General features: G+C 71.0%; 22 protein-coding genes. 19 read left to right on the top strand and 3 right to left on the bottom strand.

Features of this window, described 5'->3' with window-relative positions; translation table 11 throughout:
- The first annotated feature begins 155 nt into the window (after positions 1-155).
- From dapA to dapF, 14 genes are all read left to right on the top strand, one after another.
- Complete coding sequence (gene dapA, locus ABC304_RS15460; RefSeq protein WP_412932015.1) at positions 156-1,133, top strand: 4-hydroxy-tetrahydrodipicolinate synthase; 978 nt, start codon at positions 156-158, stop codon at positions 1,131-1,133.
- A gap of 55 nt (positions 1,134-1,188) precedes the next feature.
- Positions 1,189-2,865 carry a ribonuclease J gene (locus ABC304_RS15455; RefSeq protein WP_412932013.1) on the top strand — a complete coding sequence of 559 codons (1,677 nt, stop codon included), beginning with the start codon at positions 1,189-1,191 and terminating at the stop codon, positions 2,863-2,865.
- Between the two features lie 44 nt (positions 2,866-2,909).
- Positions 2,910-3,404: a GNAT family N-acetyltransferase gene (locus ABC304_RS15450; protein WP_412932011.1), complete on the top strand. Its 495-nt coding sequence runs from the start codon at positions 2,910-2,912 to the stop codon at positions 3,402-3,404.
- Between the two features lie 75 nt (positions 3,405-3,479).
- Positions 3,480-6,170 (top strand): FtsK/SpoIIIE family DNA translocase, encoded by a 2,691-nt coding sequence (locus tag ABC304_RS15445; protein WP_412932007.1) that lies wholly within the window; start codon positions 3,480-3,482, stop codon positions 6,168-6,170.
- Positions 6,170-6,736 (top strand): CDP-diacylglycerol--glycerol-3-phosphate 3-phosphatidyltransferase, encoded by a 567-nt coding sequence (gene pgsA / locus ABC304_RS15440; protein ID WP_412932004.1) that lies wholly within the window; start codon positions 6,170-6,172, stop codon positions 6,734-6,736. The genes ABC304_RS15445 and pgsA overlap by 1 nt, the downstream gene beginning before the upstream one ends.
- Positions 6,733-7,194 carry a CinA family protein gene (locus tag ABC304_RS15435; protein ID WP_412932001.1) on the top strand — a complete coding sequence of 154 codons (462 nt, stop codon included), beginning with the start codon at positions 6,733-6,735 and terminating at the stop codon, positions 7,192-7,194. The genes pgsA and ABC304_RS15435 overlap by 4 nt, the downstream gene beginning before the upstream one ends.
- Before the next feature lie 152 nt (positions 7,195-7,346).
- Positions 7,347-7,655 carry a helix-turn-helix domain-containing protein gene (locus ABC304_RS15430; RefSeq protein ID WP_127095159.1) on the top strand — a complete coding sequence of 103 codons (309 nt, stop codon included), beginning with the start codon at positions 7,347-7,349 and terminating at the stop codon, positions 7,653-7,655.
- A gap of 65 nt (positions 7,656-7,720) precedes the next feature.
- Positions 7,721-7,945, top strand: coding sequence for a DUF3046 domain-containing protein (locus ABC304_RS15425; protein ID WP_412931999.1), 225 nt, complete (start codon positions 7,721-7,723; stop codon positions 7,943-7,945).
- A gap of 249 nt (positions 7,946-8,194) precedes the next feature.
- Positions 8,195-9,244 (top strand): recombinase RecA, encoded by a 1,050-nt coding sequence (recA, locus tag ABC304_RS15420; protein ID WP_412931997.1) that lies wholly within the window; start codon positions 8,195-8,197, stop codon positions 9,242-9,244.
- A complete protein-coding gene (locus tag ABC304_RS15415; RefSeq protein WP_412931995.1) occupies positions 9,244-9,957 on the top strand; it encodes a regulatory protein RecX in 714 nt (237 codons plus the stop codon). The genes recA and ABC304_RS15415 overlap by 1 nt, the downstream gene beginning before the upstream one ends.
- A 91-nt stretch (positions 9,958-10,048) precedes the next feature.
- On the top strand, positions 10,049-11,596 hold the full coding sequence (gene miaB, locus ABC304_RS15410; protein WP_412931993.1) for a tRNA (N6-isopentenyl adenosine(37)-C2)-methylthiotransferase MiaB: 1,548 nt from the start codon (positions 10,049-10,051) through the stop codon (positions 11,594-11,596).
- Positions 11,593-12,537, top strand: a complete 945-nt coding sequence (miaA, locus tag ABC304_RS15405; RefSeq protein WP_412931991.1) for a tRNA (adenosine(37)-N6)-dimethylallyltransferase MiaA — start codon at positions 11,593-11,595, stop codon at positions 12,535-12,537. Before miaB ends, miaA begins: the two co-directional genes overlap by 4 nt.
- Complete coding sequence (locus tag ABC304_RS15400; RefSeq protein WP_412931988.1) at positions 12,534-12,953, top strand: GNAT family acetyltransferase; 420 nt, start codon at positions 12,534-12,536, stop codon at positions 12,951-12,953. The genes miaA and ABC304_RS15400 overlap by 4 nt, the downstream gene beginning before the upstream one ends.
- A gap of 60 nt (positions 12,954-13,013) precedes the next feature.
- Positions 13,014-13,877, top strand: a complete 864-nt coding sequence (gene dapF, locus ABC304_RS15395) for a diaminopimelate epimerase (protein ID WP_412931986.1) — start codon at positions 13,014-13,016, stop codon at positions 13,875-13,877.
- Positions 13,878-13,912: 35 nt separating this feature from the next.
- Here the strand turns inward: dapF and ABC304_RS15390 are convergent, their stop codons facing one another.
- Complete coding sequence (locus ABC304_RS15390; protein ID WP_412931982.1) at positions 13,913-14,551, bottom strand: class I SAM-dependent methyltransferase; 639 nt, start codon at positions 14,549-14,551, stop codon at positions 13,913-13,915.
- An 80-nt stretch (positions 14,552-14,631) separates the two neighbouring features.
- Between ABC304_RS15390 and hflX the strand changes: the two genes are divergently transcribed.
- A complete protein-coding gene (gene hflX, locus ABC304_RS15385) occupies positions 14,632-16,149 on the top strand; it encodes a GTPase HflX (protein WP_412931979.1) in 1,518 nt (505 codons plus the stop codon).
- Between the two features lie 95 nt (positions 16,150-16,244).
- Here the strand turns inward: hflX and ABC304_RS15380 are convergent, their stop codons facing one another.
- Both ABC304_RS15380 and lexA read right to left on the bottom strand, forming a co-directional pair.
- Positions 16,245-18,206 carry a prolyl oligopeptidase family serine peptidase gene (locus ABC304_RS15380; protein WP_412931976.1) on the bottom strand — a complete coding sequence of 654 codons (1,962 nt, stop codon included), beginning with the start codon at positions 18,204-18,206 and terminating at the stop codon, positions 16,245-16,247.
- A 55-nt stretch (positions 18,207-18,261) separates the two neighbouring features.
- A complete protein-coding gene (lexA, locus tag ABC304_RS15375; protein WP_412931973.1) occupies positions 18,262-18,954 on the bottom strand; it encodes a transcriptional repressor LexA in 693 nt (230 codons plus the stop codon).
- A gap of 257 nt (positions 18,955-19,211) precedes the next feature.
- Between lexA and ABC304_RS15370 the strand changes: the two genes are divergently transcribed.
- The 4 genes from ABC304_RS15370 to hisH are packed head-to-tail and all read left to right on the top strand — an operon-like array spanning position 19,212 to position 21,948.
- Positions 19,212-19,574, top strand: coding sequence for a LysM peptidoglycan-binding domain-containing protein (locus ABC304_RS15370; RefSeq protein WP_412931970.1), 363 nt, complete (start codon positions 19,212-19,214; stop codon positions 19,572-19,574).
- 21 nt (positions 19,575-19,595) lie between these two features.
- Positions 19,596-20,690, top strand: a complete 1,095-nt coding sequence (locus ABC304_RS15365; RefSeq protein WP_412931967.1) for a histidinol-phosphate transaminase — start codon at positions 19,596-19,598, stop codon at positions 20,688-20,690.
- Complete coding sequence (gene hisB / locus ABC304_RS15360; protein WP_412931964.1) at positions 20,687-21,301, top strand: imidazoleglycerol-phosphate dehydratase HisB; 615 nt, start codon at positions 20,687-20,689, stop codon at positions 21,299-21,301. The genes ABC304_RS15365 and hisB overlap by 4 nt, the downstream gene beginning before the upstream one ends.
- Entirely contained in the window at positions 21,298-21,948 is a 651-nt protein-coding gene (gene hisH, locus ABC304_RS15355) for an imidazole glycerol phosphate synthase subunit HisH (RefSeq protein ID WP_412931962.1), read from the top strand. Before hisB ends, hisH begins: the two co-directional genes overlap by 4 nt.
- The last annotated feature ends 46 nt before the right edge of the window (positions 21,949-21,994 follow it).

Genomic DNA, 21,994 nt, shown 5'->3' with positions numbered 1-21,994 from the left:
CGAGATGTCGCGGTCCCTGACCGTTGGTGTCCCACTTTCTGCACAACACGCCGACGCCGTCTGCAGAAAGTGGGACATCGAGCGGGCATGACCCACCGCTGCACCCGCCGCGCACCCCGAAGCGGCGCGCGCGGGCGAACCGATAGCCTGGAGTCATGACGCACTCGGGCAACCCCTTCGGGCAGGTGCTCGTCGCGCTGGTCACTCCGATGACCGCCGACGGCGAGGTCGACTGGCCGGCCACCGAGAAGCACATCGACGACGTCGTCACGGCCGGAGCCGACGGCATCGTCGTCACCGGCACCACCGGCGAGACCAGCACCCTCACCGACCCGGAGAAGATCCGGCTCGTCGAGGTCGGCAAGGACGTCGCCGCGGGTCGCGCCAAGATCATCACCGGCGGCGGCTCGAACGAGACCGCGCACGCCATCGAGCTCTACAAGGCGAGCGAGAAGGCCGGCGCCGACGGCATCATGATCGTGACGCCGTACTACAACAAGCCGACGCAGGCGGGCATCCTCACGCACTTCCGGCTCGTCGCCGACGCGACCGACCTGCCCGTCATCCTCTACGACATCCCCGGACGCACCGGCGTGCCAATCAGGTACGAGACGATCCTGCGCCTGGCGAAGCATCCGAACATCCTGGCCATCAAGGACGCGAAGGGCGACTTCAGCGAGGTCAGCCGGGTGCTCAACCAGACCGACCTGCTCTACTTCTCGGGCGACGACGCCAACGTGCTGCCGCACCTCTCGATCGGCGCGTCCGGGCTCATCGGGGTGACCGCCAACATCGCCGCCGCCCCGTACCGCACCATCGTCGACGCGGTGAACGCGGGCGACCTCGCCACCGCCACCGCGGCGCACCGCCGTCTCGAGCCGCTCGTCCGCGCGATCATGACGCACGTCCCGGGGACGGTGGCCGCCAAGTACGTGCTGCACGGCCTCGGCCGCATCGGCAGCCCGCGCGTGCGACTTCCCCTGGTCGGGCCGGAGGAGTGGGAGGCCGCCAAGATCGAGGACGAGCTCGCCCTCGTCACCGACGTGACCGGCGCCGACTTCTCCAACTTCCGCCCCGACCGCAACGCCGCCGCCGGCGGCGCACTGCCCAAGGTCTCGGGCACCACCCGGTGACGAACCGACTCTGAACGAACGGATGCCGCGACCCGGCATCGCGAGGAGGCACTTCATGCCCACTGACGTCTACGACCCGCCCGCACTCGCCCCGGGGACGCTGCGCGTCATCCCGCTCGGCGGCCTCGGCGAGGTCGGCCGGAACATGACCGTCTTCGAGTACGAGGGCAAGCTCCTCGTCGTCGACTGCGGCGTGCTCTTCCCCGAGGAGCACCAGCCCGGGGTGGACCTGATCCTCCCCGACTTCGAGCCCATCAAGAAGCGGCTCAACGACATCGTCGGCGTCGTGCTCACGCACGGCCACGAGGACCACATCGGCGCGGTGCCCTACCTCCTCAAGCTCAAGGGCGACATCCCCCTCATCGGCTCCGGTCTGACCCTGGCGCTGGTGGAGGCGAAGCTCAAGGAGCACCGCATCAAGCCGTACACGCTGACGGTGAAGGAGGGCGACCATGAGAAGCTCGGGCCCTTCGACCTCGAGTTCATCGCGGTCAACCACTCCATCCCCGATGCGCTCGCCGTCGCGATCCGCACGCCCGCGGGTCTCGTGCTGGCCACCGGCGACTTCAAGATGGACCAGCTGCCCCTCGACGGCCGCCTCACCGACCTCCGCTCCTTCGCCCGGCTCGGCGAGGAGGGCGTCGACCTCTTCCTCGTGGATTCGACCAACGCCGACGTCCCGGGCTTCACCCCCCTCGAGCGCGAGATCGGACCGGTGCTCGACCAGGTCATCGGCCGCGCCCCGCGGCGGGTGATCATCGCGAGCTTCTCGAGCCACGTGCACCGTGTGCAGCAGGTGTTGGATGCTGCAGCCGCCCATGGCCGCAGGGTCGCGCTCCTCGGCCGCAGCATGGTGCGCAACATGGGCATCGCCGAAGACCTCGGCTACCTCAACGTGCCGCAGGGCGTCCTCATCGACTACAAGAAGGCCCGCGACCTGCCCGACGACAAGATCGTCTACATGTCCACGGGCTCGCAGGGCGAGCCGATGGCCGTCCTCAGCCGCATGGCCAACCTCGACCACGAGATCCAGCCTGGCCCCGGCGACACCGTGATCCTCGCCTCCAGCCTCATCCCGGGCAACGAGAATGCGGTGTACCGCGTCATCGACGGCCTGACGAAGCTGGGCGCGAACGTCGTGCACAAGGGCAACGCCAAGGTCCACGTGTCCGGCCACGCCGCGGCGGGGGAACTGCTCTACTGCTACAACATCCTCACCCCGCGCAACGTGCTGCCGATCCACGGCGAGTTCCGTCACCTGATGGCCAACGCCCGACTCGCCCAGGACAGCGGCGTGCCCGCCGAGCGCACCATCCTCGGTGAGAACGGCACGGTCATCGACCTCGCCGGCGGCGTGGCCACCGTCACCGGTCAGCTGGACATCGGCTTCGTCTACGTCGACGGCTCCACCGTCGGCGAGATCACCGACGCCGACCTCAAGGACCGCAGGACGCTCGGCGAGGAGGGGTTCATCTCCGTCATCGTCGTGGTCGACTCGGCCACCGGCAAGATCATCACCGGTCCCGAGATCCACGCCCGCGGCTTCGCGGAGGACGACGCGGTATTCAACAACGTCAAGCCCAAGATCGCCGCGGCCCTCGCCGAGGCGGCGAACTCCGGCGTGCGCGACACGCACGCGCTGTCGCAGGTCGTGCGCCGCACGATCGGCCGCTGGGTCAACCAGTCGCTGCGTCGCCGTCCGATGATCGTGCCGCTCGTCATCGAGGCCTGACCGGAGGACACGATGCCGGATCCGGGGTTCGAGGAGTAGTCGACGTGCCGGTCTCGTTCACCGTGCGCCCGGCCGTCGCCTCCGACGGCGCCTTCCTCGCCGACATGGCCGTGGAGGCGGCCAACTGGCGCGCCGGCGACCCCCGGCCGCGTCACGAGATCATCGCGTCGCCGGTCTACAGCCGCTTCATCGGCGGATGGATGCGCCCCGGCGACGCGGGGTACGTGGCCGTCGACGCGCAGGAGACCCCGATCGGCGCGGCCTGGTACCGGATGTTCCCGCGCACCGATCCGGGGTTCGCATACGTCGGCACGGGCGTGCCCGAGCTCATCATTGGCGTGCGCCCCATCTGGCGTGCGCACGGCGTCGGGCGGGCGCTCCTCCAGCAGCTCGCGGACCACGCCCGCGCGGAGGGCTTCGCACGTCTGAGCCTGAGCGTCGAGCGCGGCAACTTCGCCGCGACGCTGTACCGGAGCGAGGGGTTCGCCGTCACCCAGGCGGGCTTCGGCCGCGACACGATGGTCAAGCGGCTGCGCTGAGCCGCAGCATCCGCTCCGCCCTCGGGGGCCGCGTCGATCCACGCCGTTGGGGGTGGAGGCACGTAGCGTGGGGGCATGGCCAGGAGTCCCAGTCCGACCACGAGTGGTCGCGCGTCCGCGAAGGGCACGTCGTCGCGCGCGCGCAAGCCCGAACCCGCCCCCAAGCGCTACGTCGACGACGTCGACCGGCCGCCCGTCGCGGTGCGCGGCTGGCTGGGGCTCGCCCACGCCGTGGGCGGGCTGTTCCGCGCCTTCGGCCCTGAGACGCTAGAGAAGGACCAGCGCCGCGACGGCCTGCCCTTCCTCATCGTGCTACTCGCCGTCATCGGCGCCATCGTGGAGTGGTTCCTCGTCGGCACTGAGGTCTCCGCCGCCGTCAGCGCCTACTCCGTCGGCGGCCTCGTCGGTCGGCTGGCGTTCTTCATGCCCGTTCTGCTGCTGCTGCTCGCCGGCTGGCTGTTCCGCCACCCGCCCTCGGTCACCGACAACGGCCGGATCGGGATCGGCTTCCTCCTTTTCGTCATCCTCATCGCGGGCTTCTGCCACGTGCTGGGCGGACGCCCGGCCCCGAAGGACGGCCTGCCCGCGCTCAGCGAGGCCGGCGGTCTCTTCGGCTGGATGATCGGCGAGCCGCTGGTCCTCGGACTCACGGGCGTCGGCGCGTGCATCGTCCTCGGCCTGCTCACGGTCCTCAGCATCCTCATCCTCACCAAGACCCCGCCGAACCGCATCGGCCGGCGCCTCGGCGACCTGTACGCGTGGATGTTCGACGCCGAGCGCCCGGCGCCGCGTCCCGAGGGCGTCGCCTTCGACGAGGGCGAGAAGGATGCTGCGGCCACCGATCCCGCCCTGCCCTGGTGGCGTCGCAACAAGACCGGTCGCGAGCAGGACCCCGACGACGGCATCGGCTCGCAGGACCTCACCGAGCTGCTGACGCCGGGCACGAGCGAAGGAGGCTTCGAGAAGGCCGCCATCGCGACCCCGCCCCCGCCGCCGCCCGTCCCCGCCGACGCGCTCACCGAGATCATCGCGCCGCTCGGCGCCTCCGGCCGCGCGACGGCGCCCGACACCTCCCTCCGCGACGACAGCCCCGACACCGGCGAGGTGCTGCCTGGACTGTCGGGCATCGGCACCGACGCCGAGGGCGTCCCCTCGGCGGTCAACTACCGCCTGCCGGCTGTCACCGCCCTGGCCGCCGGAACGCCGCACAAGTCGCGCTCCGCGGCCAACGACGAGGTCGTCCGCGCCATCACGAGCGTGCTCGACCAGTTCTCGGTCGACGCGCGCGTCACCGGCTTCTCGCGCGGCCCGACCGTCACGCAGTACGAGATCGAGGTCGGGCCGGGCGTCAAGGTCGAGCGCATCACCGCCCTCACCAACAACATCGCCTACGCCGTGGCATCCAATGAGGTCCGCATCCTCGCGCCGATCCCCGGCAAGAGCGCGATCGGCGTCGAGATCCCCAACAGCGATCGCGAGATCGTGACGCTCGGCGACGTGCTGCGCTCCGAGGCGGCGGCGAAGTCCACCCATCCCATGACCATCGGCGTCGGCAAGGACGTCGGCGGCGGCTACGTCGTCGCGAACCTCGCCAAGATGCCCCACCTCCTTGTGGCCGGATCCACGGGCTCGGGCAAGTCGAGCTTCGTGAACTCCATGATCACCAGCCTGCTCATGCGCGCGAAGCCGTCCGACGTGCGCATGGTGCTCATCGACCCGAAGCGCGTCGAGCTCACCTCCTACGCCGGGGTGCCGCACCTCATCACGCCCATCATCACGAACCCCAAGAAGGCCGCCGAGGCGCTCCAGTGGGTCGTGAAGGAGATGGACATGCGCTACGACGACCTCGCGTCGTTCGGCTTCCGTCACATCGACGACTTCAACCGGGCGGTCGTCGCCGGCGAGGTCGACGTGCCGGTCGGCAGCGAGCGGGTGCTGAAGCCCTACCCGTACCTGCTGGTCGTCGTAGACGAGCTCGCCGACCTGATGATGGTCGCGCCCCGCGACGTCGAGGACTCGATCGTGCGCATCACGCAGCTGGCCCGCGCGAGCGGCATCCACCTGGTGCTGGCCACGCAGCGGCCGTCCGTCGACGTGGTCACGGGCCTCATCAAAGCCAACGTGCCCTCGCGGCTGGCCTTCGCGGTCACGAGCGTCACCGACAGCCGCGTCATCCTCGACCAGCCGGGCGCCGACCGCCTGATCGGCCAGGGCGACGCGCTCTTCCTCCCGATGGGCACGTCGAAGTCGCTGCGCGTCCAGGGCGCCTGGGTGAGCGAGTCCGAGATCGAGAAGGTCGTCAAGCACGTCACCGCGCAGGCGCGGCCGGACTACCGCGACGACGTCGCCGCCGAGGTGCAGAAGAAGGAGGTCGACGCCGACATCGGAGACGACCTCGAGCTGCTCCTCGCCGCCGCGGAGCTGGTCGTCTCCACGCAGTTCGGCTCGACGTCGATGCTGCAGCGCAAGCTGCGCGTCGGCTTCGCGAAGGCGGGCCGCCTGATGGACCTGCTGGAGTCGCGCGAGATCGTCGGACCCTCCGAGGGATCCAAGGCGCGCGACGTCATGGTGACGGCGGAGCAGCTGCCGGGTGTGATGGCGCGGCTGCGCGGGGAGGACGCCCCGAGCGTGGGAGGCGCGGCATCCGCAGGGCCCTCCGGCGTGCCGCCCCGGCCGCCCGACCCGGTCGACGCCCAGTTCGACGGCTACCCGGTTGTCGAGGCGGATGACGACGAAGACGCCTGGGGCCTGACGGGACGCGACTGATGGCCGTCCCCCGCCAGCTCCCCAACGCGATCACCATCGTGCGCATCCTCTGCGCACCGGTCTTCCTGTGGATGCTGATCGCGGATGCCGGTGCCGACGGCGCGCTGCGCTGGTGGGCCGCCGCGCTGTTCGTCGTGGCGATCGCGACGGACGGCATCGACGGGTGGATCGCCCGCAGGTACGACATCGTCTCCGACCTCGGCAAGCTGCTGGACCCGATCGCCGACAAGGTGCTGACGGGTCTCGCGTTCGTGGGGCTGTCGATCCTCGGCGAGCTGCCGTGGTGGATCACCATCGTGGTCCTCATCCGCGAGGTCGGCATCACCGTGTACCGCTTCGTGGTCGTCAGCGACCACGTGCTCGCCGCTGCCTGGATGGGCAAGCTCAAGACCGTCGCCCAGGCCGTCGCCCTGTCGCTCGCGCTGTTCCCGCTGTGGACGGTCGTGGGCGAGTGGATCTGGTGGGTGAACGGCGTCACCATGGCGATCGCGGTCATCCTCACGATCGCCAGCGGCATCGACTACGTCATCACCGAGGTGCGGGCGGCCCGCCGGAAGCGCGCGTGAGCGACGCGTCGGCGCTCCTCGACATCCTGCACGAGCGCGGATGGACTGTCGCCGTCGCCGAGTCGCTCACCGGGGGACAGGTCGTCGCCGCGCTCGTGGACGTGCCGGGTGCCTCCGCCGCGGTCCGCGGGGGAGTGGTGGCGTACGCCACCGACGTCAAGCGCGACGTGCTCGGGGTGGATGCCGGTCTCCTCGCCGCGGAGGGTGCCGTCCACCCGGAGGTGGCCCGGCAGATGGCGGCGGGCGTCGCCGCGCTGCTGCGCGCCGACGTGGGCATCGCCACGACCGGCGTCGCCGGCCCGGATCCGCAGGACGGGAAGGACGTGGGGACGGTGTGCATCGCCGTGCGCACGCCGGGCGGCGAGACGATCCAGACGTTCCACTTCGACGGCGACCGCGCCGCGATACGGGCCGCGACGACATCTCAGGCGCTCACGGAGGCCCTGCACGCGCTGTGAATCCGACGGGTCGGGAATGCCTGCGTTTCCATCGCGTTACATCCGGCGATTCCCACCCTTCCCCCAGCGCACGGGGTTAGATTGGCACCTGTCGGTGTTGTACTGTGGTCCACCCGGACGACAGCAGGAATCAGCAGTGAGGAGGGGACCCCATGATTCTGGTACGTCAAGAGATCGGCGACGTTCTCCGCGATTTCCGTCAGCAGAAGGGCCGCACCCTCCGACAGGTCGCCAGCCGCGCAAGCGTCGCGCTGGGCTACCTGAGTGAGGTCGAGCGTGGTCAGAAGGAGGCCTCGAGCGAGATCCTCGCCTCGGTGGCGGAGGCGCTCGACGTCCCCATCTCCACGATCATGCGCGAGGTCGGTGACCGCATCTCGGTGCTCGAAGGTCTGCAGACCTTCCCCGATGTGGTGCCCGACGACCTGGTGGCCTCGGTCGACGCCGAGCTCTCGCTGCGCTGAATCCCGCGTGCTCCCGATGACGGCATCATTCGTCGTGCGCGCGTATCGCTTCTGCGGAGTTGCTGATGCGCCGCAGTGAGTTCCTGCGCGCGGTCCACGACGAGTTTGGCGGGCGTGCGACGTCACTCCTCCACGACCTCGTGCTGAGCGCCGTCGGCGGTCGCACCGCCGCGCAGGCCCTCGACGCCGGGGTGCCGCCGCGCGACATCTGGCTCGCTCTGTGCGTCGACGTCGACGTTCCGCTCGAGCGCCGGCACGGCGTCGGGCGCCTGGAGCCGCGCGGGCACTGATCTCCGCATCCCCGCTCCGCCGGTGCGGCGTGTCGTCGAAGATGTGTTCGACGCGAGCGTAGGCTCCTGCACAGCTGGTGTCGAGCGCCCGTCCATCCACGATGGCGGGGGGTGCAGGTCCGGATGTCGGAGCCCCCTCCTAGCGTGAGGAATGTCGAACGACACCACATGCCTTGCCGCAGCATCCGCTTCAGCCGAAGCGGAGCGCGGCAGCCTACAGGCGACCGACCCCCGCAGAAGGAGCACGACATGCCATCACCCGCCGACCGCGAGAAGGCCCTCGACTCGGCCCTCGCCCAGATCGACCGGCAGTTCGGAAAGGGCTCGGTCATGCGGCTGGGCAGCGACGACCGTGCTCCCGTGGAGGTCATCCCCACCGGGTCCATCGCCCTCGACGTGGCTCTGGGCGTGGGTGGTCTGCCCCGGGGGCGCATCATCGAGATCTACGGCCCGGAGTCCTCGGGTAAGACCACGCTGACCCTGCACGCGATCGCGAACGTCCAGCGCGCCGGCGGCATCGCGGCGTTCATCGACGCCGAGCACGCGCTCGACCCCGACTACGCCCAGAAGCTCGGTGTCGACATCGACCAGCTCCTGGTGTCGCAGCCCGACACGGGTGAGCAGGCGCTCGAGATCGCCGACATGCTGGTGCGCTCCGGCGCGATCGACCTCGTCGTCATCGACTCGGTGGCCGCGCTGGTGCCGAAGGCCGAGATCGAGGGCGAGATGGGCGACACCCACGTCGGTCTCCAGGCTCGCCTCATGTCGCAGGCGCTGCGCAAGCTGACCGGTGGTCTCAACCAGACAAACACCACGATGATCTTCATCAACCAGCTGCGCGAGAAGATCGGCGTGTTCTTCGGCTCGCCCGAGACCACCGCCGGTGGCAAGGCGCTCAAGTTCTACGCGTCGGTCCGACTCGACATCCGTCGCATCGAGACGCTGAAGGACGGCACGGAGGCGGTCGGAAACCGCACCCGCGTCAAGGTGGTCAAGAACAAGATGGCCCCGCCCTTCAAGCAGGCCGAGTTCGACATCCTGTACGGCGTGGGCATCTCCCGCGAGGGCAGCCTCATCGACTTCGGCGTCGAGCACATGATCGTGAAGAAGTCGGGCGCCTGGTACACGTACGAGGGCGAGCAGCTCGGCCAGGGCAAGGAGAACGCGCGCAACTTCCTGCTCAAGAACCCCGACATCGCGGCGGAGATCGAGACGAAGATCAAGACCAAGCTCGGCGTGGGTGTGCCCAAGGGCACAGCTGAGGTCGCCGACGAGCTGGCCGCCCGCCGCCCGGCCTGATGGTCCATTTCGTCGACAGCGGCGACGAGTCCGCCGACGAGCTCGCACCCGTCATCCCGCTGTTCGGCGGCCCCGCGTCCTCAGCGGGCCGTCGGACGCGGGAGGGCGACGGCGCGGGCGGCAGCGGGTTCTCCCGCGGCTTCGCTTCCCGAGAGGGTGCGCAGTCCGCTGACGGGGGTCCCTCTCGGCCGGAGCGACGGGGTCGTGCCGCAGAGCCGGATGAGTCGCCGCGCGACCTCGCGGAGAAGGCCCTGCTGCGCAAGCTGCGCACGCGGTCGCTGTCGATCCGCGAGGCGCGTACCGCGCTGACCGGGTTCGACCTGGCCCGCGAAGACGCGGACGACATCATCGAGCACCTGGAGCGGCTGGGCTACCTCGACGACGCTCAGCTGGCAGAGCAGCTCATCCACGCGGGGTCCGACCGGAAGGGACAGGGCCGCACCGCGATCGCGCAGACGCTGAGCAAGCGCGGTGTCGCGCGGGAGGTCGCCGACGCGGCGCTGTCGGCTCTGCCCGACGACGATGCCGAGCGCGCTCTCGAGTTCGCGCGGTCGAAGGCGGGGTCGATGCGGTCGCTCGACCGCGACACCGCCCTGCGGCGGCTGACGGGGCAGCTCGCGCGCCGCGGCTACGGGGGATCGATGGCCATGACGGCCGCGCGCACCGCTCTCGACGAGACCGGCGTCGGCGGCTCGAACGTCCGCTTCCGCTGAGGTGCAGGGCGCGGGCTTCTTCAGGGAGCCCCGCCCGGCGCATCGGCGAGCGGCGTCCCGTCCGGCGCCGGATCGTAGAATGGCCGACATCATGACCTCCCCGCTCAGCACTCCGACGCTCATCGCGCCTTCGGTCGCCGCACGATCCGACGACGGCCGGGTCCGCACCTACGAGGTGAGGACCTTCGGCTGTCAGATGAACGTCCACGACTCCGAGCGGCTCTCCGGATCCCTCGAGAGCGCGGGCTACGTGCGCGCCGAGGCCGGTGCCGAGGCCGATGTCGTCGTGATCAACACGTGCGCCGTCCGCGACAACGCCGCAGGCAAGCTCTACGGCACGCTCGGCCACCTCAAGTCCGTCAAGGACAAGCGCGACGGCATGCAGATCGCCGTCGGCGGATGCCTCGCCCAGATGGACAAGGACGTCGTGCAGCAGAAGGCGCCCTGGGTCGACGTCGTCTTCGGCACGCACAACATGGGGTCGCTCCCGAGCCTGCTCGAGCGCGCCCGGCACAACGGGGAGGCGGAGCTGGAGATCCTCGAGGCGCTCGAGATCTTCCCGTCCACTCTGCCGACCCGCCGCGACGCCGTCCACAGCGGCTGGGTGTCGATCTCCGTCGGCTGCAACAACACCTGCACGTTCTGCATCGTGCCGAGCCTCCGGGGCAAGGAGAAGGACCGCCGTCCCGGCGACATCCTCAACGAGATCCGCCTGCTCGTGGACGACGGGGCGATCGAGGTCACGCTGCTCGGGCAGAACGTCAACTCCTACGGCGTCGAGTTCGGCGATCGCCAGGCGTTCGGCAAGCTCCTGCGCGCAGCGGGGGAGATCGAGGGACTGGAGCGCATCCGCTTCACCAGCCCGCACCCGGCCGCGTTCACCGATGACGTCATCGACGCCATGGCCGAGACGCGCGCCGTCATGCCGCAGCTGCACATGCCGCTCCAGTCGGGCAGCGACCGCATCCTGAAGGCCATGCGCCGGTCCTACCGGAGCGAGCGGTTCCTCGGCATCCTCGACCGCGTCCGCGCGCGGATGCCGCACGCCGCGATCTCGACGGACATCATCGTCGGCTTCCCCGGAGAGACCGAGGAGGACTTCCAGGACACGCTGCGCGTCGTCGAGCAGGCGCGATTCGCGACGGCCTTCACCTTCCAGTACTCCGTCCGCGAGGGCACTCCTGCCGCCACCATGGCCGAGCAGGTGCCGAAGGAGATCGTGCAGGAGCGCTACAACCGTCTGATCGCTCTGCAGGAGCGGATCAGCCTCGAGGAGAACCAGGCCCAGGTGGGTAGGGAGCTCGAGGTGCTGGTCTCCACCGGGGAGGGGAAGAAGGATGCCGCGACCCGGCGTCTGACCGGACGCGCCCAGGACAACAGGCTCGTGCACTTCGGGGTGCCCGACGGCTCCGCCGTGCCCCGTCCGGGAGACGTCGTGACCGTCGCGGCCACGCACGGCGCGCCGTTCCACCTGCTCGCGGACGCCGTTCCCGGAGCGCCGCTGCGCGTGCGGCGCACCCGCGCCGGCGACGCGTGGGACCGCTCGCAGGCCGAGTCGTGCGCCGTGCCCGCGCCGGGCGACGCGTCAGCTCCGCGCGCCGTCTCGCTGGGGCTGCCGACGCTCCGCGTCGGCGGGTGAGCGCACCCGACGCATCGCCCGAGGAGGCCGGCAGTCGCCTCTGGGCCGTCGTCGGCGCCACCGGCACGGGGAAGACCGGTGCCTCGCTCGAGCTGGCGGAGGCGCTCGCCCGGCGGGGGCGTCCTGCCGAGATCGTCAACGCCGACGCCATGCAGCTGTACCGCGGCATGGACATCGGCACGGCCAAGCTGCCACCGGCCGAACGCCGCGGCATCCCGCACCATCTCTGGGATGTGCTCTCGGTGCGCGAGGATGCGGCCGTCGCCCGATACCAGCAGGAGGCGCGCGACGTCATCTCCGCCATCCACGGCCGCGGTGCCGACGCCATCCTGGTGGGCGGCTCCGGCCTCTACGTCTCGAGCGTCCTGTTCGACTTCGCCTTCCCGCCGCGCGACGCCGCCGTCCGTGCCGAGCTCGAGGCGGAGCTCGAGCAGGTCGGTCCCGGAGAGCTGTTCGCGCGGCTGCGCACACTCGATCCGGTCACCGCGGAGAAGGTGGACCCGCGCAACGGACGCCGGGTCGTGCGGGCGCTGGAGATCCTGGCCCTGGGAGAGAGCACGCACGGAGCCGCGCTGCCCGAGGAGCCGGTGCCGTGGCATCCGCGCACCCGCATCGTGGGTCTCGAGGTCGCGCGTGCCGAGCTGATACCGCGCCTCGACGCGCGCGTGGAGGAGATGTGGGCCGCAGGACTTCTAGACGAGGTGGAGGCCCTGCGCGCGGACGGGCTGGAGGAGGGCGTGACAGCTCGTCGCGCCATCGGCTACGCGCAGGCCCTGGAGCAGCTGTCGGGCGCCCTCACGCGCGCCGAGGCGATCGCGCAGACCCAGGCGCTGACCCGTCGATACGCCCGCCGACAGGTGTCGTGGTTCCGCCGTTATCGCGACGCGCGCTGGATCGAGGGCGGGCGCCCCGGCGCCGGGGACCGGATACTGGAGTCATGACACACATCCGCGCGTTCGCCGTCCGCGACACCGAGTCCGTCATCGACCTGTGGCAGGAGACCGGCCTCACCCGGTCCTGGAACAACCCCCACCTCGACATCCGGCGCAAGCTGAGCGTGCAGCCCGAGCTGTTCCTCGTCGCCGAGGACGGCGGCGACATCGTCGGGTCGGTGATGGCCGGCTACGACGGCCACCGCGGCTGGATCTACTACCTCGCCTCCTCGCCGCAGCGCCGCGGCGAGGGCATCGCACGGGACCTGCTGGCCCACGTCGAGGAGCTGCTGCTGGAGATGGGCTGCCCCAAGGTGCAGCTCATGGTGCGACCCGGCAACGAGGACGTGCTGGGTCTTTACGACAAGCTCGGCTACGAGCGGTTCTCCACGACCACGACGGGCAAGCGGCTGATCGCCGACTGAGGCCCCGGCGCACGTCGGTCCCGCCACGGTCCCGTGCGACGGCGCCCGTAGACTGAGGGCATGCCTCAGACGATCGCCTTCACGAAGGGGCAGGGGACCGGCAACGACTTCATCCTGCTGCCCGATCCCGACGGCGATCTCGACCTGTCCGACGCGCAGGTGGCCGCGCTCTGCGACCGCCGCTTCGGCATCGGCGCCGACGGCATCCTCCGCGTCGTGCGGACCCCGTCGATCCTCGAGGGACACCAGGCAGCGTCCGAGGGTGCGGAATGGTTCATGGACTACCGTAACGCCGACGGCTCCGCGGCGGAGATGTGCGGCAACGGCATCCGCGTCTACGTGCGCTACCTCCTCGAGACCGGCCTCGCCGAGCTGCCCGCCGACGGGTCGCTCCTGATCGGCACGCGCGCGGGCGTCAAGCGCGTGTCGCGCCCCGAGGAGCACCTCGAGGTCGATCTCGGGGAGTGGCGTACGGAGGAGGACGAGGTGCTCGTCCGGGCGAAGGGTCTTCCCGTCGCCCGCCCGGGACTGAGCGTCGACGTCGGCAATCCCCACGTGGTCGTCGCTCTCTCGGGTCCTGAGGAGCTCGACAGTCTCGACCTCGCCGTCCAGCCCCTCCTCGATCCGGCCCCCCGTGACGGCGCCAACATCGAGTTCGTGGTGCCGAGCGATCCGCTGGTGCACCACGGCGTGGGCTCCATCCGCCTGCGCGTGTTCGAGCGCGGTGTCGGCGAGACCCTCAGCTGCGGAACAGGCGTCGCGGCGGCCGCCCTCGCCGTGCGCCACTGGGCCGGCGCCGCCGCGCCCGACCGCTGGACGGTGGACGTGCCGGGTGGCACGCTCAGCGTGCGCATGGTCGACGGACGCGTGCTCCTGTCGGGACCGGCATCCCTCGTCTTCAGCGGACAGGTCGCGCTGGCCTGACCATGTGGCGGTCGCCCCTGCGAGGACGGCCGGGGTCAGCCGGCGTCGGAGCCCGCGTCGGTGACGCCGTGTCTGCGCACCTTGAGCACCCGGAAGCCGCGAGCGGTCGACGCGCGCTGCACCGTGTAGCCGTCGGGGAAGGATGCTTCGAGCCACCGCTGCAGCGAGTCCGAGCCCAGGTTGCGCTGAACGACGAGCCAGGCGTCGCTGCGCTCGTCCAGGCGCGGGATCCAGCGCTCGAGAAGGGAGTGCAGCTCGTTCTTGCCGATTCGGATCGGCGGGTTCGAGCGGATGGTGCGGAACGAGACACCGTCGGGAACATCCGCCGGCAGTACGGCGTTGACATTACTGAGGCCCAGTTCGTCGCAGTTGCGCCGCACGAGGTCCAAGGCGCGTTCGTTCACGTCCACCGCCCAGACGGTGGCGCGAGGGGACTGGAGCGCCAGCGACAGGGCGATCGGGCCCCAACCGCACCCCAGATCCAGCAGATGACCCCCCGGCGGTGGCGGAGGGGTGCTGGACAGCAGCACCTCGGTGCCGGAGTCCACGTGGTCGGGACTGAAGATCCCGCCCGCCGTCGTCACCTCGAACGGCCGACCGGCCAGGGTGACGCGAATGCGTCGGAGCTTCTCGGGTCCCGCAGGCGTCGCAGTGAAGTAATGGTCGCTCGCCATCCAGCGAGCGTAGCGGAGAGGCCCCCCAGCGGGGGAGGCTAGAGTCTGACGACGTCGCGATGACGTCCTGAAAGGAACCCATGACAGACACCACGACACCAGTGAACACCGACGAGACGATGGTGGACCCGGTGGATCGTGTGCTGTCGCGCGCCGAGGGACGCTCCGGCATCCGCGTCTTCGGAGCCGCGCAGGCGCTGCAGGACGAGGCGACCACCGTCGGAGCGGATTCGGACGGCGACCAGTGGGATCGCGAGGACCGCGCGGCGCTGCGTCGCGTCGTCGGACTGTCCACCGAGCTCGAGGACGTCACCGAGGTCGAGTACCGGCAGCTCCGTCTCGAGAACGTCATCCTCGTCGGCGTGCACCCGCAGGGCGAGCAGACCGACGCCGAGAACTCGCTGCGCGAGCTGGCCGCCCTCGCGGAGACGGCGGGTGCCGTCGTGCTGGACGCCGTGCTGCAGCGGCGGCCGCACCCCGACCCGGCGACGTACCTGGGGCGAGGCAAGGCGGCGGAGCTCCACGATCTCGTGCGCGCGCTCGGCGCCGACACTGTCATCGCCGACACGGAGCTCGCCCCCAGCCAGCGCCGCGCGCTGGAGGACGTCGTCAAGGTGAAGGTAATCGACCGCACCACGGTCATCCTCGACATCTTCAGCCAGCACGCCAAGAGCCGTGAGGGCAAGGCGCAGGTGGAGCTCGCGCAACTCGAGTACCTGCTTCCCCGCCTCCGCGGCTGGGGTGACTCGATGAGCCGACAGGCCGGTGGCCAGGTCGGTGCGGGCGGCGCGGGCATGGGCTCGCGCGGACCGGGTGAGACCAAGATCGAACTCGATCGCCGCCGCATCCGCACCCGCATGGCGCAGCTGCGCCGTCAGATCCGCGACTTCGCCCCGGCTCGCGACGCCAAGCGCGCCGAGCGCAAGCGCAACACGATCCCCTCCGTCGCCATCGCGGGCTACACGAATGCCGGCAAGTCGAGCCTGCTGAACCGGCTGACGAGCGCCGGCGTCCTCGTCGAGAACGCACTGTTCGCGACCCTGGATGCCACGGTCCGGCGCTCCACCGCGTCCGACGGTCGCGTCTACACGCTGACCGACACGGTCGGCTTCGTGAGGAACCTCCCGCACCAGCTCGTGGAGGCGTTCCGCTCGACCCTCGAAGAGGTCGCCGACGCGGACGTCATCCTGCACGTGGTCGATGCCGCGCACCCCGACCCGGCTGCGCAGCTGCAGACGGTCCGCGATGTGATGGGCGACGTCGGGGCGCGCGATGTGCCGGAGCTCGTCGTCTTCAACAAGGCCGACCTGGTCGACGAGGGCACCCGGATGGTGCTGCGCGGACTGGAGCCGCGCGCACTGTTCGCCTCCTCGCGATCGGGCGAGGGCATCGACGACCTGCGGGCCGCCATCGAGAAGGCGCTGCCGCTTCCCGCGGTGGAGGTGCGCGCGATGGTGCCCTACGACCGGGGCGATCTCGTCGCGGCCGCGCATCAGTCGGGCCACATCCTCTCGCAGGAGCACGAGGAGGCGGGCACGGCGCTGCACGCCTACGTCTCGGAGCGGCTGGCCGCCGATCTGGAGCCCTTCCGGGTCTGAGGCCCGAGCGCGGGGCGCGGCGGGACGTTCCGTCTCGCTGCGCCCGCTCAGCAGTCGCGGACTGCGTCCGCTCAGCGGTCGCGGACTGCGTCCGCTCAGCGGTCGCGGAGCTCGCCCTCCAGAGGGAGGACGGGCGCGCCGGCGGGCGAGAAGTCCAGCACCTGGCCGAGGAAGCTCAGCTCGGCCTCGAGCGACGCGACGATGGTCTCCGCCCGGCGGAAGCCGTGCGACTCGCCCTCGAACGCCAGGTAGGCGTGGGCGACGCCGCGCGCGGCCAGGGCGTCGCGCACCGCCTCGGACTGCGCCGGCGGCACGACCGGATCCTCCGTGCCCTGCTCGATGAGCATGGGCGTCGTGAAGCGGTCGAGGTGCGTGAGCGGCGACCGCTCGACGTAGACCGCCTCGGCTTCGGGATAGGGGCCGACGAGACCGTCGAGGTAGCGCGCCTCGAAGTCGTGCGTGTCGGCGGCGAGGGCGCGCAGATCGGCGACCCCGTAGCGGCTGATGCCTGCGGCGAAGACGTCGCCCGCGGTCAGTGCGCAGAGCACCGTCCACCCGCCCGCCGACCCGCCCCGGATCGCCAGGCGATCGGCGTCGGCCACCCCGGCCGCTGCGATGCCGGCGGCGGCGGCGATCATGTCGTCGCGGTCGACCACGCCCCACTGCCCCCGCAGACGCTCGCGGTAGGCGCGCCCGTAGCCGGTCGACCCGCCGTAGTTGACGTCCAGCACGCCGATGCCGCGGCTCGTGAAGAACGCCACGTCCATCGCGGCGCCGCCGGAGGCGTGCGCCGTGGGTCCGCCGTGGGCCAGGAGCAGATACGGCGGCAGCTCGCCGTCCGGCGCGGCGGCGTCGGGATTCGTCGGGGGGTAGGCGAAGGCGTGCACCGGGCCGTGGGCTCCGTCGAAGGTCAGCTCCTGCGCGACGGGCAGCCACGCGGCATCCGGTGACTCGTCCACCGTGCCGCGCACGAGCCGCGGCACAGGTGCGGCATCGTCGAGATCCACCTCCCAGAGGCCGCCGAGGGTGCTCGACCCGGAGCCGCTGAACAGCACGCGGGTGCCGCGGACGTCGCCCAGGAGAAGGCGCGAGGAGGCGTCGGCGGGGAGTCCGCGGAGGTCGTCTCCGTCGATGACGACCAGGACATCGGCACCGTCCGTGCGGACGGCCAGCACGCGCCCGTCCGCGAGCGGCGCGAACCAGCGCGCGCCGAGGTTCCACAGCGGACCGCCGGTGTCGGCGTCCGCCGGCGCGACCGCGACGGACCGCCCGTCGAGGTCGGTGCGGTCGAGGTTCCACCGCCCCGTGCGGTCCGAGGAGTGGAGGATCTCGCGATCGGAGACCCACTCCGGCTGCAGCACGGAAACGCCCGGTCCTCCCGCCAGGGTCCGCCACGATTCGACGGAGCCGAGCGCATCGAGGTCGCCGACACGTAGCTCCGAGGCATCCCACGGCATGTCGGGGTGGTCCCAGGCGATCCAGGCGAGGCGCCGCCCGTCCGGCGACACCCGCGGCGCCGCGAGAAAGTCGCTGCCCGCGACGACGGACGTGAGACGGGCCGGGTCCGTCCCGCCGGAGCCGTCGAGCGGGATCGCGACGATGTCGCGTCGCGGGACGGGAGCACCGGCGTGCACCTCGCGCACGGCGAGCAGGCGTCCGGCCGCGAGCACCAGGTCGGCGTACCGGGCGCGGGGATCCTCGGGCGTGAGGGGGACGGGTTCGACCCCGACCCCGCCCCGCCACACCCGCTGATCGCCCCCGTGCACGAAGAACAGCGACCCCGTGGCATCCGTCGTCCATGCCGCGCCGCCGTACTCGTGGACGCGACTGCGCACATCCCATGGGGCGGGCAGCACGGTCTCGGGCTCGTCGCCGCGCGCCGCGGCATCAGCCGTCAGGCGACGGACGGCCGACCGGCCGTTCTCGGCGGGGAGACGCTCGAGCCACCAGATGTCGTCGCCCACGTAGCGGCCCGCGTCGACCGGGCGGGAGCCGGCGGCCACGTCACGGGCGGAGAGCGGCGACGGCCAGGATCCGTAGGGGAGTGTCTGAGTCACCCGTCCACCGTACGCGGCGGCGCGGGCGCGGCCCGCGGGCCGGCCCGGCGGCTTCTCAGATGGCGCGGAGGACCGCCACGACCTTGCCGAGCACGGTGGCCTCGTCGCCGAGGATGGGCTCGAAGGCGGAGTTGCGCGGGAGCAGCCAGGTGTGTCCGTCGCGGCGGCGGAAGGTCTTGACCGTGGCCTCCTCGTCGAGCATCGCGGCGACGATGTCGCCGTTGTCCGCATCGGGCTGGGAGCGGACGACGACCCAGTCGCCGTCGCAGATGGCCGCGTCGATCATCGACTCGCCCGAGACCTTCAGCATGAACAGGTCGCCCTTGCCGACGAGCTGGCGCGGCAGCGGGAAGATCTCCTCGACCTGCTGCTCGGCGGTGATCGGGATGCCCGCGGCGATGCGGCCGACGAGCGGCACGAGCGCGGCGTCCCCGACGGCGGGCGCGGTGTCGGCCGGGTTCTCGGTGGAGGCGCCGGGCAGGTCGATGAGGACCTCCATCGCGCGCGTCTTCCCGGGGTCGCGGCGCAGATAGCCGCTCAGCTCGAGTTGATTGAGCTGGTGGGTGACGCTGGACAGCGACTTGAGCCCCACGGCGTCGCCGATCTCGCGCATGCTCGGCGGGTAGCCGTGACGGGCGATCGAGCGCTGGATGACCTCGAGGATGGCGAGCTGCTTGTCGCTGAGGCTTTTGCGACGGCGGGTCTGGGGCTTGTCGCGCGCTCCGTCGGCCTGTGCCGGCTCGGTCATCTTCGTCTCCTGTCTGAGGCCCTCCTCCGCATCGGTCTTCGAATGTCGGAGGTTGGTGATGGGGTACTCGTATCGAAACCGTATCCGTAGACCAGGGCCGCGACGCTGAACGCGTCCGCGTGTCGTGTTCGAAAGATGCGCGGACATCGATGCGCTTGACACCCTACAAGATCGAAGATAACTTCGGAAAAGAGATTCGCATCCGGCACTCCCGGCCGAGTGCCGGATGCGAACCTCTCCCCGTCCAAGGAGGAGCCATGACCACCATCGCTGCGACGCCCATCCCCTCGACCGCCACGACGCGCCTGCGCCTCACCGTGCGCGGCCGCCGGGTCCTGGCTGCAGCGGCGGCCTTCCCCGCCGCCGTCGCCCTGGCCATCGCGGTCGTGGGCGGCTCCGCCGCCATCGCCACCCCTGACGCGGGGATGCCGGCGGGCTCGTTCCAGACGGTCACGGTCGGCGCCGGCGAGTCGCTGTGGTCGATCGCCCAGGAGATCGCGCCGTCGGCCGACCCGCGTGACGTCGTGTCGGCGATCGAGCGGCTCAACGCCCTCGAGAGCGGAACGCTGACGGCCGGCCAGAAGCTGTCGGTTCCCGCCGAGTACGCCCGCGGGGAGTGAGGGCAGGCCCACGGCTCTACGATGGGACGGGTGACCGTTCGTCTCGATGACCTTCCCCTCCGCGATGATCTCCGCGGAATGACGCCCTACGGCGCACCCCAGGCTCCGCTCTCGGTGGCCCTGAACGTCAACGAGAACACCCACCCGGTGCCGCAGGATGTCGCCGACGACATCCTGGACGCGATCGCCCTCGCTCTGCGTGAGGTCAACCGCTACCCCGACCGCGAGTTCAGCGCTCTGCGGGAGGGATTCGCCGACTATCTCGGGCATGGTCTCGAGCGCGATCAGATCTGGGCGGGCAACGGCTCCAACGAGGTGCTCCAGCACATCCTCCAGGCGTTCGGCGGCCCCGGCCGCACCGCCTTCGGCTTCGCGCCCACCTACTCCATGTACCCGCTGCTCACGCGCGGCACCGGCGCCGAGTGGATCGCGGGCACCCGCGGACACGACTTCGTCGTGACGGCCGACGACGCCGCCCGTCAGGTCGCCGACGCGCGGCCCGACGTGGTGTTCCTGTGCGCGCCGAACAACCCCACGGGCACGCCGATGGGACTCGACGTCATCGAATCGGTCTACGACGCGACCGACGGCATCGTGATCGTCGACGAGGCCTATCAGGAGTTCGCGCCCCGCGACGAGCGCTCGGCGGTCACGCTCCTGCCCGACCGGGAGCGGCTCGTGGTCTCCCGCACGATGAGCAAGGCCTTCGCCTTCGCGGGTGCCCGCGTCGGCTATCTCGCGGCGGACCCCGCCTTCATCGACGCGCTCCGTCTGGTCCGTCTGCCGTATCACCTGAGCGCCCTCACGCAGGCGGCCGCCACGGCGGCCCTCCGTCACGCCCCGGTGATGCTGTCGATGGTCGACGAGATCGTCGCGCAGCGCGAGCGGATCTCCGCGACGGTCGCGGCCCTGGGCTACCAGCCCTACGAGTCCTGGGCGAACTTCGTGCTGTTCGGGGGAGTGGACGACCCGGCCGCCACCTGGCGCGCGCTCTACGACCGCGGCATCCTGATCCGCGACATCGGCATCCCGAACCACCTCCGCGTGACGGCCGGCACCGAGGAGGAGACCACCGCGTTCCTCGACGCCCTCGCCTCGGTAGGATCGGCCTCATGACCCGTCCCGACGCGCACCGGACGGCGTCGCTGCGTCGTGCCACCAGCGAATCCACCGTCGAGCTGAGCCTCGACCTCGACGGCACCGGCGTCGCGCGCATCGACACCACGGTTCCGTTCTTCGACCACCTGCTGACAGCCTTCGCGAAGCACTCGCTGACCGACCTGACGGTGCGGGCCTCCGGTGACACGCAGATCGACGCCCACCACACGGTGGAGGACGTCGCGATCGTCCTCGGCGACGCCCTCCGCGAGGCGCTGGGAGACAAGTCCGGCATCTCGCGCTACGGCGACGCCCTCGTGCCGCTGGATGAGGCGCTCGCGCAGGCCGTCGTCGATCTCAGCGGGCGGCCGTACCTCGTCCACGACGGCGAGCCCGCCGGCTACGAGTTCCACCTGATCGGCGGACACTTCACCGGTTCGCTCGTGCGGCACACGTTCGAGGCCATCGCGTTCCACTCGGCCATGACCCTGCACGTGCGCGTGCTCTCGGGCCGCGACCCCCACCACATCGCCGAAGCCGAGTACAAGGCGTTCGCCCGCGCGTTCCGGCAGGCCAAGGCCCTCGATCCGCTGGTCTCGGGCATACCGAGCACCAAGGGCGCCCTGTGACCCGCAGGCCGCTCGTCGCGGTCCTGGACTATGGATCCGGCAACGTGCATTCGGCCGTCAAGGCGCTCGACGCGGCGGGAGCCGATGCGCGCCTCACGAGCGACCGCGGTCTCGTGATGGACGCCGACGGGCTCCTCGTGCCCGGAGTCGGCGCCTTCGAAGCGGTCATGACGGCTCTGCGGGCGAGTCGCGGCGACGAGCTCATCGATCGGCGGCTCGCCGGAGGGCGCCCGGTGCTCGGCATCTGCGTCGGCATGCAGGTGATGTTCGAACGCGGCGTGGAGCGGGGCACGGACACCGAGGGCCTCGGCGAGTGGCCAGGGACCGTCGACCGCCTCGACGCGCCCGTCCTGCCGCACATGGGCTGGAACACGGTGTCGGCGGGGGAGGGATCGAGCCTCTTCCGGGGACTGGAGGACGAGCGGTTCTACTTCGTGCACTCCTACGGCGCACGTGAGTGGGACCTCGATGTGCAACCGCCGTTCCCGGCTCCGGTGCTGACGTGGGCCACCCACGGCACGCCGTTCCTGGCCGCCGTCGAGAACGGTCCGCTCGCCGCGACGCAGTTCCACCCCGAGAAGTCCGGTGCCGCCGGCATCCGTCTGCTGTCCAATTGGATCGACGGTCTCGGCGCGGCTACGCTCTGACCTCGTGTCCTCACGCCGGGGCGCCCCGTCCGGCGTCTCCCCGAGC

The organism is Microbacterium jepli, from assembly GCF_047237905.1.
Taxonomy (GTDB): domain Bacteria; phylum Actinomycetota; class Actinomycetes; order Actinomycetales; family Microbacteriaceae; genus Microbacterium.
This window is presented reverse-complemented; position numbering and strand designations above follow the sequence as displayed.

Excerpts from the sequence above, each read along its gene's own strand:
- ABC304_RS15415 (WP_412931995.1), top strand. The coding sequence starts at position 9,244 with ATGGTCCATTTCGTCGACAGCGGCGACGAGTCCGCCGACGAGCTCGCA.
- miaB (WP_412931993.1), top strand. The coding sequence starts at position 10,049 with ATGACCTCCCCGCTCAGCACTCCGACGCTCATCGCGCCTTCGGTCGCC.
- lexA (WP_412931973.1), bottom strand. The coding sequence starts at position 18,954 with ATGACCGAGCCGGCACAGGCCGACGGAGCGCGCGACAAGCCCCAGACC.
- dapA (WP_412932015.1), top strand. The coding sequence starts at position 156 with ATGACGCACTCGGGCAACCCCTTCGGGCAGGTGCTCGTCGCGCTGGTC.
- hflX (WP_412931979.1), top strand. The coding sequence starts at position 14,632 with ATGACAGACACCACGACACCAGTGAACACCGACGAGACGATGGTGGAC.
- ABC304_RS15455 (WP_412932013.1), top strand. The coding sequence starts at position 1,189 with ATGCCCACTGACGTCTACGACCCGCCCGCACTCGCCCCGGGGACGCTG.
- pgsA (WP_412932004.1), top strand. The coding sequence starts at position 6,170 with ATGGCCGTCCCCCGCCAGCTCCCCAACGCGATCACCATCGTGCGCATC.
- dapF (WP_412931986.1), top strand. The coding sequence starts at position 13,014 with ATGCCTCAGACGATCGCCTTCACGAAGGGGCAGGGGACCGGCAACGAC.
- ABC304_RS15425 (WP_412931999.1), top strand. The coding sequence starts at position 7,721 with ATGCGCCGCAGTGAGTTCCTGCGCGCGGTCCACGACGAGTTTGGCGGG.
- ABC304_RS15400 (WP_412931988.1), top strand. The coding sequence starts at position 12,534 with ATGACACACATCCGCGCGTTCGCCGTCCGCGACACCGAGTCCGTCATC.
- ABC304_RS15370 (WP_412931970.1), top strand. The coding sequence starts at position 19,212 with ATGACCACCATCGCTGCGACGCCCATCCCCTCGACCGCCACGACGCGC.
- ABC304_RS15430 (WP_127095159.1), top strand. The coding sequence starts at position 7,347 with ATGATTCTGGTACGTCAAGAGATCGGCGACGTTCTCCGCGATTTCCGT.
- ABC304_RS15390 (WP_412931982.1), bottom strand. The coding sequence starts at position 14,551 with ATGGCGAGCGACCATTACTTCACTGCGACGCCTGCGGGACCCGAGAAG.
- ABC304_RS15445 (WP_412932007.1), top strand. The coding sequence starts at position 3,480 with ATGGCCAGGAGTCCCAGTCCGACCACGAGTGGTCGCGCGTCCGCGAAG.
- recA (WP_412931997.1), top strand. The coding sequence starts at position 8,195 with ATGCCATCACCCGCCGACCGCGAGAAGGCCCTCGACTCGGCCCTCGCC.
- ABC304_RS15365 (WP_412931967.1), top strand. The coding sequence starts at position 19,596 with ATGGGACGGGTGACCGTTCGTCTCGATGACCTTCCCCTCCGCGATGAT.
- hisB (WP_412931964.1), top strand. The coding sequence starts at position 20,687 with ATGACCCGTCCCGACGCGCACCGGACGGCGTCGCTGCGTCGTGCCACC.